This is a genomic window from Kocuria sp. CNJ-770, assembly GCF_001942375.1.
GTDB classification, from domain to species: Bacteria; Actinomycetota; Actinomycetes; order Actinomycetales; family Micrococcaceae; genus Kocuria; species Kocuria oceani.
On the sequence record NZ_MKJW01000078.1, the window covers coordinates 42,014 to 51,561 of the forward strand.

The following is a 9,548-nucleotide window of genomic DNA, read 5'->3' on the forward strand; positions in this document are numbered from 1 at the left end:
GTGGTCGCCCGCCGCGGTGCGACGGTCCGTGCGGGGGGCGAGGTCGGGGAAAGCGCACAGGGTGCGCCGTCGACCCTGTGCCCGAGTCAGCGCAGCGACCGGCGCATGAGGACGCGGGGGAAGCCGTTCAGCGTCGAGGTCGTGTCGGCGGCCCAGGTGAAGCCGGCGCGCTCGAACATGGCGCGGGTGCCGACGTAGGCCATCGTGGTGTCGACCTTCCGGTCCCCGTTGTCGACCGGGTACCCCTCGAGCGCCGGCGCCCCGTGGCCGCGGGCGTGCTCGACGGCCCCGTCGAGCAGGGCCCGGGCCACGCCCCGGCCGCGCCGGCCCCCGCGCACCCGGAAGCACCACACCGCCCAGACCGGGAGGTCGTCGAGGTGCGGGATCGTCCTGCTGTGGCTGAACGCGTGCAGCTCGGCCCGCGGGGCGACGCCGCACCAGCCGACCACGGTGTCGCCGTCGTAGGCGAGGATGCCGGGCGGGATCGGCCGGGCGCACAGCTCCTGCACCTTCTGGGCCCGCTCCCGAGGGCTCAGTGCGCGGTTCTCCCGGGACGGCAGCCGGTAGGTGAGGCACCAGCACACCGCCGAGTCGGGGTTCCGGGGGCCGAGGACGGTGGCGACGTCGTCGAACCGCTCGCTCGTGGCCGGCCGGATCGTGAACGGGGTCGTGTCCATGGCCCATTCTCGCGTGGGCGCGGGCCGCGAGGCATCTCGGAACGGGAAGGAGGCGATCCCGCCGGGCAGGTGTGGCCGGATCGTGACCCGCGGACCCTGGCCGACCTTGACCGGTCGTACGAGAATCTGACCATGCGGTCAGACACGGGGCGGGACGGCGGGAGGACGTTCACGGAGCGGGCCCGGCGTGAGCAGATCCTGGCGTGCGCGGTCGAGGCGATCGCGGAGCTGGGCTACGCCCGGGCCTCCCTGGCGGAGATCGCCCGCCGGGCGGGGGTCAGCAAGGGTGTGGTCTCCTACTACTTCCCGGGCAAGGACCGGCTGCTCGGGCAGGTGGTGGCCGACGTCTACACCCGGGCCGGGGCGGCCATCGCCGCGGCGACCGCCGGGCGCACCGGGGCCGCGTTCCTGCGGGCCTATCTCGAGGCCAACCTCGGCTTCCTGGCCGACCACCCGGCGGACATCCGGGCCGTGACCGAGATCGTGATGAACCTGCGCGGGCCGGACGGCGCGCCCCGGTTCGCCCCGACCGGGGAGGACCCCGTGCTGGGCCACCTGGAGCAGATGCTGCGGGACGGCCAGCAGGCCGGGGAGTTCCGCGACTTCGACGCCCGCAGCATGGCCGTGCTGCTGCGCGGGGCCGTGGACACCGCCTCGGGACGGCTGGTCACCGACCCCGGGTTCGACCTCGCGGCCTACACCCGGGAGCTCGTGGCCACGGCCGAGCTCGCCACCCGCAGGGTGCGCTGAGCGCACCGTCCCGAGGAGGACGCCATGAGCAGTCCACGCTTTCCGGCCCCCGACGACGCCGCCGACGACGCCGCTCCGACCCCGCGCCGGGGCGGCAGTGCCGCCGGGTGGCTGGGGGTGGACCTGGTGCTGCCCTTCGCCCTCTACTACGGGTCCCGGCTGGCCGGGGCGGACGCGTGGACGGCCCTCATGCTCGGCGCCGTCGGGCCCCTGGCGCGGGTGGTGGTCACGGCCGTGCGCGCCCGGCGGCTGGAGCGGCTGGGCCTGTTCACGCTCACCGTGCTCGCAGCGGGCACCGTCGTCGGACTGCTCAGCCCCGACCCGCGCCTGCTGCTGGCCCGGGAGAGCTGGCTGACGGCCCTGGTGGGCGGCTGGATCCTCGCCTCCCTGCTGGGGGGAAAGCCGGTGCTCTACGAGGCCACGCTGCGGCTGATGCCGGCCGGCGCCGCCGCGGGGTGGCGCCGGGACTGGGAGACCAGCCCCGGTTTCCGCCGGCTGCTGCGCCGGATGACCGCCGCCTTCGGCGCGGCGTTCCTGCTCGACGCCGCGGCCCGGGTGGTGATGGCCTACACGCTGCCGGTCGACGTGGTGCCCGCGGCCAGCGTCGGGCTGCTCGTGCTGCTGCTCGTGGCCGTGGTCCAGGGCGGGAAGGCCTACGGCCGGCGCCACCTGGGGCCCGGTGCGGGCCAGGGCGTGCCCGGCCACCGGACCTGAACCCTCGGCCGTCCGACGTCCTCCCGCCCCCGGGTGTAGACACTGAACAGGACACCACCGATCGGAGGAGGCGCCGTGCAGGGATCAGCCGTCGTCCTCGGGGCCGGCATCGCCGGTCTCGCCACCGCCCGCGGGCTGCTCCGCGCGGGCTGGACCGTCCACGTGCTCGAGCGCTCGCCGGGCCTGCCGGACACCGGCACCGCCCTGGGCATGTGGCCCGAGGCCATGCACGCCCTGGACCGGCTGGGGGTGGGGAAGGAGGTCCGATCTTCCTCCGTCGAGCAGCGCGGCGGGCGGCTCCTCCGGCCGGACGGCACCGAGATCGCCCGCCTGGACCTCGGCCGCCCGGTCCGGCTGGTGCCCCGGCCAGTCCTGCTGACGGCACTGGCCGCGGCGATTCCGCCGGGAGTCATCGCATGGAACACCCCGGTCACCGACCACGGTGAGCTGCCCACGGCCGATGTCGTCGTCGCCGCCGAAGGCATCCACAGCCCCACCCGCGCCGCCCTGTTCGGCACCGCCCCGCGGGCGCTGGGCACCGTCGCCTTCCGCGGCACCGTGCCCGGCCCTGCGGACGGGGTCACGGAGACCTGGGGGCCCGGGCGGCTCTTCGGCATCACCCCGCACGACCCCGGGAACACCAACTGGTTCGCGAGCATCCGCGCCGATCTCCTGCCGCCGGAAACGTCTCCGCGCAGCGCCGCCCAGCTGCTCCGAGAGCTCTACGGGGACTGGCACCGGGAGGTGCGGCGGGTGCTGGACGCCCTCGGGGACACCCCGATCGACCGGCGGACGCTGCTCGACGTCGCTCCGCCGCCCTCCTACGTCAGCGGACGGACCGCGATCCTGGGCGACGCCGCCCACGGCATGGCGCCCAATCTCGGAAGAGGCGCCTGCGAGGCCCTTCTGGACGCCACGGTCCTCGTCGAGGCGCTGACCGCAGCACCGGACGTGGCCGGCGCCCTGCGCCGGTACGACGACGCCCGCCGCAGGCCGGCCACCCGCACGGTGCGCCTGGCGCGCCTGGCCAACACCGTGAGCACCGCGCAGCATCTCCTGCCCGTGCGCAACACGGTCATGGCCGCGGCATCGCACCTGAGCCGGCTCGGGTAGCCGCCGGCGGCCGGCCGTCCGAGGGGCGACCGGCCGTCCGAGGGGTCGCCGGCGTGGACCCCGCCCGGACCGGCGTACCGGACCGGATCAGGTGCCGGGTGGCCGGTACCGGACCTGCTGGGCCCGGCCCAGGGCGTCCAGCGTCTCCTCGACGCTCATGAGCACCGTGGTCTCCAGCGAGCTGAGCGCCCCGCCCCCGCCGATGGCGAGGGCCACCGCGGCCATGGACACGTTGTCCGGTGCTTCCCAGAGGTTGTAGCCGTCGTGCTCGCCGAAGGCGTACCAGAATCCGTGCAGCTTCCCGCCGACCGATTCGATGTAGGCCCGGGCGGCCTCGCGGCGGTCCTCCGGGTGCTGGATCATCCGGGCCCAGGTCTCCGGGGTGTAGCTGAACTTCGACAGATAGAGCGGCATCGTCTCGTCCTTCCGGTGCCCGAGGGCGTCCTGGCGGCTGTTCCGCCGGGGTCCTCGAGCGCGGCTGCCCCGACCGTAGGCCCCCGGCGGGAGGCGGCCCAAGGGCATCGACCGGATCGTCGCCGGGCCGTGACTCATGTCGTCTCCGTGTCGGAGTCGCACATCGCGAACTCCATCGGTCGTCGGCCTCCCGTGGACCGACCTCGGGGCCGGTCGGACTCGTCGCGACGAGGGGGAGGGCCATTGCCGTCCGCGCAAGAGGGGACGCCCTGCCGGTCTCCTCCGCCGAGAAACACGCCGCTGACGTGGGACGATGATGCGCAGTTCCCGTTCCCCCACGTCAGGAGATCCCCGTGGAAATCATCCCTGAGGGCCGGCCCCTCCACGTGCTGGCCGTCCTGCTCGGCATGCTGGTGGGCGTCAAGGCCCCGCCCGAGTCTCGGCGCTCGCTCGCCGGGTGGATGCTGGCCGGGGTCGCCGCCACCGCCTACGCGGCTCTGGTTGCGCGGGACCGGGACCGCAACGTCCAGTGGTGGCTGGCGCGCGCAGCGTATGACCGTGAGGGTGATTGGTGCCGGTGCTGCTGACGCCTCCCGGCCCCATGCGGGTCCACGCCGAAGGTGAGCCGGGAGGCTCGCAGTCCGGCGAGCGTGGACTGTCCGGCCCAGCGATGGCCGAGGCCGGATGGGCCATCATCGGGGCTGGTGCTGATCGGCCCGGAGCAGATGGCGGTCAGGCAGCATCCAGCCATTGTCACCGACGGCGAGCTGCCACAGCAGACTCAGGGCCGACGAGGCCGTCCCAGGAAGGGCCCGGTTCGGCGTCCGGCGCCTTGACGCGCTCCGGTGAGTCGCTGCGCCGCCCGTGGATTCCCCGCCGGTGGACTCAGCAGGGCTTGAAGAACTTCCCGCCCGGCGCGTAGCAGCGCGGTCCCGTGTAGCCGGGAATGTCCGCGTAGTACCCGGGCGGTGCCTGGTTGACGATGTTGGCCCCCGGGTTCGGGGCAGGCTTCGGCGCGGGCGCGGGCGCGGGTGCCGGGGCGGGCGCGGGAACAGGAGCAGGAGCAGGTGCGGGCACCACCACCCGGCGAGCGGCGTCGGCCGCCGCCTGCCGGGCCGCCTCCGCCTGCCGGGCGGCTTCGGTCTCTGCCTGGCGGCTCTGCTCCTCGGCCTCCGCCGCGCGGCGCTGCTCGGCGGCGCGCTCCCGGAGCGCGGCGACGTCTCCCCGCACATCCGAGAGCTTGCCCTTCAGCGACGGCAGCCCGGCCAGGTGGCGCACGTGCGGGTGCGCGTCCCCGTCGACAGCGTCCAGGGCGGCCAGGAACGCGAGGGCAGCCGCGACCTCTCCGGCCACGTCGTCGAGATCAGCCGGCGCGGCGTCGGCGAGCGCGTTCGTCGCCTGCTGCAGCTGCGCCGGGATGGTGCAGCCGTGGGCCGGGTCGAGCAGGCCGGCCTGCTGCTGCTCGGCCTCGGCGAAGGCCTCCTCCACGGGCGGCAGGAACCGGTCGTTCGGGACGATGTGGAGCGGCGTGCCCAGCCCCTGGCGGGCGATCTCGGCGTTGACCAGGGTGCCGTCCTCCAGGAACACGCCGGCGAGCCTGCGGCCGTAGGAGTCGGTGCGCTCCTGGTCGTACTCGAGGCCGACCACCGTGCCCGGCGGCAGGAGTTCCTCCAGCAGCGCGGTAGCCTCCGGGCCGAGGCACTCGACGACCTCGTTCGGGTCCTTGGTCTCCGGGGTGTCGATGTTGAGCAGCCGCACCCGCACCACCTCGCCGCCCAGCTGGACGTCGACGGTGTCGCCGTCGATCACCCGCTCCACCACGGCGCGCTCGCCGCGCAGCTCCGCGGCATCGGAGGTCACGGTCGAGGAAGCCTTCGACGGCGGTGCCGCGTCGCTGGAGGCCGCCGTCCCACCGCAGCCGGTCAGGAGCAGGAGGACGAGCGCGGAGGCGCCCAGGCGGCGAGATGCCGGGAGGAAGGTCATGGGGGTCCTGTCAGGAAGCCGTCAGTACCCCTCCAGCCTATGGATGCGAATGCAATCATCACGGAGGGGCCCGTCCCCAGTTCGGGGGATGTGCCGCGCCTCGTGGTGCGTCGAGGACGGGGGCCGAGCGCTGCTGCAGCGTCACAATGGGGCACACGGGCGCTCCGACTTGTCGTGTACTAATGCAAACACATGAGATGCAGGAAGACATCTCCGCTCCGTCCGAAAGCCGACGACCATGACGACTCCTGCCACGCCCGGCCCACCCGTCCTGCCGCCTTCTCCACGGCCGGTGCATGCCGGGAACCGCGCGGGACTCCCGCCGGCCGCGGCGCCGGGGGAGTTCCCGCCCGAAGCCCCCATCCGCAGCACGGGCTTCGCCGCGTTCCGGCTCCTGCCCCCACCGGCGGATGTGAGCAGCCCGAGGCCCGGACCCAGCCTGGCGGACCGGCCTGCCGGCCAGGCGGTGATCGCCGAGACGCTGCGGATCCAGGACGAGCGACCACCCCGGTCACGGTGGGCCCGCTTCGTCGGCACCGATCCGCTCAGCGACCGGAGCCGCCCGTGGTTCCGGGGCGCGGAAGGGGAGATGGCGGTCGGGCAGATCCTGGGGCGGCTCGGACCGGAGTGGACGGTGCTGCACGCCGTCCCGGTCGGGGCCGGGACCTCGGACATTGACCACGTGGTGATCGGCCCGGCCGGCGTGTTCACGCTCAACACGAAGAACCACACGGGCAAGGCAGTGTGGCTCGGGGCGCGCGCCATTCTTGTCGGCGGGCACAGGCAGCACTACCTGTCGCACTCCCGGCACGAGGCCGCCCGGGCGGCGAAACGGTTGAGCGCGGCGGTGGGGGAGCCGGTGCCGGTCACCCCGGTGCTGGTGCTGATCGCCCCGAAGTCGCTGACGGTCAAGCAACGTCCCGTGGACGTCGCCGTCGTCACCGACCGCCAGGTGCTGCGCTGGCTGCAGCGGCGTCGCCCCGTGCTGGCGCCCGCGCAGGTCGACCGGATCAGGGCCGCGGCCCTTCGCCCGGATACCTGGCACGACCACCCCGCGCTGCCCGAGGACCCAGCGGTGCTGCAGGAGCGCTTCGAGCAGCTGCGGTCCACCGTCCGCGGCGCGCGGGTGCGGCGCGACCTGTGGAAGCTCGCCGGGGTCGCCGCGGCGCTGGCGGCGTTCCTCGGCTCGGGGCCGGTCGAGGCGGTCCTGGACTCCTTCTGATCGGCGCCGGTGTGACGGTGCGGTCCCCGGCGCGGTCGTCGGGACCGCACCGGGGACCGCGTCACCGCAGGTCGGGGAGCGGGATCAGCCTGGCTGGTCCGCCGGGGTGAGCTCCATGGGCAGCACGCGCCGCAGGACGTCGGAGAGGGTGATCACCCCGACGAAGCGGCCGTCGTGCCGGACGGCGGCGAGCTGCTCGCCGGCCTCCCGGATCCGGGACAGGGCCTCGTAGACCGGGGTGTCGGCCTCGAGCACGAACGCCGGGCGGGACAGTTCCCGCACGGGTCGGCCCGGCGGCTCGAGCAGCGTGTCGCGCACGTGCACGACGCCGGGGGCGCCGACCTCGGGGTCCCCCACGAGGATGCGCAGGTGCCCGGTGCGGGTGGCGGCCTCCTGCACGTCGGCGGCCGTGGCCCCGACCGGCACCGTGGTGGGCGGCCCGTCCGAGGCGATCAGCGCCTCGACGGTGAGCTTCTCGAGCTCCAGGACACCGGAGACCTGGCTGCGGAAGGAGGAGTCCAGCGCCCCGACGGAGGCGGAGTGCTCCACGAGGTGCTGGATCGTCTCGGCGTCCTGGCCGCCGACCGCCGCGCGGTTCACCGGGGTGACCCCGCTGGCGGCGACCAGCCGGTTGGCGATCGCGTTGACCCAGACCAGCAGCGGCCGCACCACCCAGATGAAGCCGCGGGAGGGCACGCCGATCAGCTTGGCCGAGGTCTCCGGGTGCGCGATCGCCCAGGACTTCGGCGCCATCTCGCCCATCACCAGGTGCAGGAACGTGACGAACAGCAGCGACAGGGCGAAGGCGGCGCCGTCGGCCAGCCCCTCGGGCGCGCCCCAGGCCGCGAACACCGGACTCAGCCACGCGTCCACGGCCGGCTTGGTGACCGCCCCCAGGGCGAAGGTGCAGGCGGTGATGCCCAGCTGCGCGCCGGCGAGCATGATGGTCAGCTCGTTGATCCCGCGCAGCGCGGCGCGGGCGGAGCGGTTGGTCGCGGCCTCGGCCTCGAGCCGGTGGCTGCGGGCCCCCAGCAGGGCGAACTCGATGACCACGAAGAACGCGCTGAGCACGATGAGCAGCACGGTGGCGACGGTGACGATCAGGGGTCGGTCATCGGTCCTCCTCCCGGGTGGTGTCGGTGGTGGTACCCGGGGCGGCGCCCTCGGCGGTGGTCTCGACGAGCCGCACGAGCAGCTCGCTGGGCACGTGCCGGGACAGCTCCAGCACCTCGACGTCGAGCGCCCGGTGCACGGGGTCGTCCAGGACGAGGTCGCGGGGGTCGTCGGGCAGCTCGATGCGCACCACGTCCCCGGTGGCCGGCAGCTCACCGCGGTGGGCGATGAGCAGGCCCGAGATGGTCTCGTAGTCGCCGTCGGGCAGCTCGTGACCGACCGCGCGCTCGACCTCGTCGACGTGGATGTCACCGTCCATCCGCCAGGTGTCCTCCTGCTCGGCGGTGATGACGGCGGGGGGTTCGTCGTCGTGCTCGTCGGTGATCTCCCCGACCAGCTCCTCGGCCAGGTCCTCGACCGTCAGGACGCCGGCGAAGCCGCCGTACTCGTCGATGACGCAGGCCAGCTCGTGGCGCGACTCCGTCAGCCGGGCCAGTGCGTCGGGCAGGGACATGAGCGTGGGCAGCACCAGCGGGGGCGCCATGATGGTGGCCACCGCGGCGCTGTCGGGCGCGTTGCTGCGCAGCAGGTCGGCGAGCTGGACGACGCCGAGGGGCTCCTCGGTCTCGGAGAGGACCGGGTACCGGGTGTGCTCGGCGGCCATGAGGGCGCGCAGCTCGCCCACGGTGGTGTCCGGGGTGACGGCGCCGACCTGGGAGCGGGGGATCATGGCGTGCTCGACGTCCCGGTCCGGGAAGTCGATGATGCGGTCGATGAGCACCGACAGCTCCTCGGGCAGGTCCCCGCTCTCGCGGGAGTCGGCCACGATGCGCTCGAGGTCCTCGACGGTCGCGGTGGCGTCGACGTCGTGCACCGGCTCCACGCGCACCAGGCGCAGCAGGGCGTTGGCGGCGTGGTCGAACACGGTGATGAGCCAGCCGAACAGCGCCAGGTAGATCGTCGTGGAGCGGGCCAGCGCCCGGGCGAGCGGCTCGGGGTTCGCGATGGCGAGGTTCTTCGGGTACAGCTCGCCGAAGATCATCTGCACCACGGCGGCCACGACCAGGGCGATCACCGTGCCCACCGTGATGCTCAGCGCCGCGGGGATCCCCGCCTCGCCCAGCAGCACGGCCAGGGACTCCCCGACCATGGGCTCGGCGACGTAGCCGATGAGCAGGCCGGTGACGGTGATGCCCAGCTGGGCGCCCGAGAGCATGAACGAGGTGCGGCGGGTCACCTTCAGCGCGCGCTGGGCGGCCTTGTCGCCGGCGTCGGCGCGGGCCCCCAGGCGGGCGCGGTCCACCGACATGTAGGCGAACTCCTGGGCCACGAAGTACCCGTTGGCGGCGATGATCGCGAGGATCACCACGATGCCCAGGAGCAGGGTGAGGAGCGCTTCGATCATCGGGGGCTCACCCCCGGGGAGGAGGAGCAGGGCCGGAGCCTGCGGCGGTGGTCAGCTGTGGCGGGAAAAGGACAACTGTCGCCCGGGTCGTCGGACGACCCGGGGCTCGCAGGCGATGGGCCCATGACGGTGGTACACACACTCCATTGGTCGGGGA

The 9,548-nt window shown here is 74.1% G+C and carries 10 protein-coding genes; 5 read left to right on the top strand and 5 right to left on the bottom strand.

Features of this window, described 5'->3' with window-relative positions; all coding sequences use genetic code 11:
* Positions 1–86: 86 nt before the first annotated feature.
* Entirely contained in the window at positions 87–677 is a 591-nt protein-coding gene (locus BJF77_RS04730) for a GNAT family N-acetyltransferase (RefSeq protein ID WP_075871420.1), read from the bottom strand.
* 132 nt (positions 678–809) lie between these two features.
* Between BJF77_RS04730 and BJF77_RS04735 the strand changes: the two genes are divergently transcribed.
* From BJF77_RS04735 to BJF77_RS04745, 3 genes are all read left to right on the top strand, one after another.
* Positions 810–1,427 carry a TetR/AcrR family transcriptional regulator gene (locus BJF77_RS04735; RefSeq protein ID WP_075871513.1) on the top strand — a complete coding sequence of 206 codons (618 nt, stop codon included), beginning with the start codon at positions 810–812 and terminating at the stop codon, positions 1,425–1,427.
* A 24-nt stretch (positions 1,428–1,451) separates the two neighbouring features.
* Positions 1,452–2,141, top strand: coding sequence for a VC0807 family protein (locus BJF77_RS04740; RefSeq protein WP_083664966.1), 690 nt, complete (start codon positions 1,452–1,454; stop codon positions 2,139–2,141).
* 75 nt (positions 2,142–2,216) lie between these two features.
* Positions 2,217–3,254, top strand: a complete 1,038-nt coding sequence (locus BJF77_RS04745; protein ID WP_075871421.1) for an FAD-dependent oxidoreductase — start codon at positions 2,217–2,219, stop codon at positions 3,252–3,254.
* Between the two features lie 87 nt (positions 3,255–3,341).
* On the opposite strand, the gene BJF77_RS04750 is transcribed toward BJF77_RS04745, so the two are convergent.
* Positions 3,342–3,668 carry a GYD domain-containing protein gene (locus BJF77_RS04750; protein WP_047803764.1) on the bottom strand — a complete coding sequence of 109 codons (327 nt, stop codon included), beginning with the start codon at positions 3,666–3,668 and terminating at the stop codon, positions 3,342–3,344.
* Between the two features lie 353 nt (positions 3,669–4,021).
* Here BJF77_RS04750 and BJF77_RS04755 point away from each other — a divergent pair, with 353 nt between their 5' ends.
* The gene (locus BJF77_RS04755) at positions 4,022–4,255 is read left to right on the top strand and encodes a hypothetical protein (protein WP_047803763.1); all 234 of its coding nucleotides are present in this window, start codon (positions 4,022–4,024) and stop codon (positions 4,253–4,255) included.
* 298 nt (positions 4,256–4,553) lie between these two features.
* Here the strand turns inward: BJF77_RS04755 and BJF77_RS04760 are convergent, their stop codons facing one another.
* A complete protein-coding gene (locus tag BJF77_RS04760; protein ID WP_075871422.1) occupies positions 4,554–5,651 on the bottom strand; it encodes a thermonuclease family protein in 1,098 nt (365 codons plus the stop codon).
* Between the two features lie 412 nt (positions 5,652–6,063).
* Here BJF77_RS04760 and BJF77_RS04765 point away from each other — a divergent pair, with 412 nt between their 5' ends.
* Complete coding sequence (locus tag BJF77_RS04765) at positions 6,064–6,873, top strand: nuclease-related domain-containing protein (RefSeq protein ID WP_255396135.1); 810 nt, start codon at positions 6,064–6,066, stop codon at positions 6,871–6,873.
* 84 nt (positions 6,874–6,957) lie between these two features.
* Here BJF77_RS04765 and BJF77_RS04770 read toward each other — a convergent pair whose 3' ends face one another.
* Both BJF77_RS04770 and BJF77_RS04775 read right to left on the bottom strand, forming a co-directional pair.
* Positions 6,958–7,956: a CNNM domain-containing protein gene (locus tag BJF77_RS04770; RefSeq protein ID WP_255396136.1), complete on the bottom strand. Its 999-nt coding sequence runs from the start codon at positions 7,954–7,956 to the stop codon at positions 6,958–6,960.
* Positions 7,957–7,984: 28 nt separating this feature from the next.
* Positions 7,985–9,391, bottom strand: coding sequence for a hemolysin family protein (locus tag BJF77_RS04775; RefSeq protein WP_075871424.1), 1,407 nt, complete (start codon positions 9,389–9,391; stop codon positions 7,985–7,987).
* Positions 9,392–9,548: the final 157 nt, after the last annotated feature.

Coding starts and splice junctions, on each gene's coding strand:
- BJF77_RS04730 (WP_075871420.1), bottom strand. CDS start 677: ATGGACACGACCCCGTTCACGATCCGGCCGGCCACGAGCGAGCGGTTC.
- BJF77_RS04735 (WP_075871513.1), top strand. CDS start 810: ATGCGGTCAGACACGGGGCGGGACGGCGGGAGGACGTTCACGGAGCGG.
- BJF77_RS04740 (WP_083664966.1), top strand. CDS start 1,452: ATGAGCAGTCCACGCTTTCCGGCCCCCGACGACGCCGCCGACGACGCC.
- BJF77_RS04750 (WP_047803764.1), bottom strand. CDS start 3,668: ATGCCGCTCTATCTGTCGAAGTTCAGCTACACCCCGGAGACCTGGGCC.
- BJF77_RS04760 (WP_075871422.1), bottom strand. CDS start 5,651: ATGACCTTCCTCCCGGCATCTCGCCGCCTGGGCGCCTCCGCGCTCGTC.
- BJF77_RS04775 (WP_075871424.1), bottom strand. CDS start 9,391: ATGATCGAAGCGCTCCTCACCCTGCTCCTGGGCATCGTGGTGATCCTC.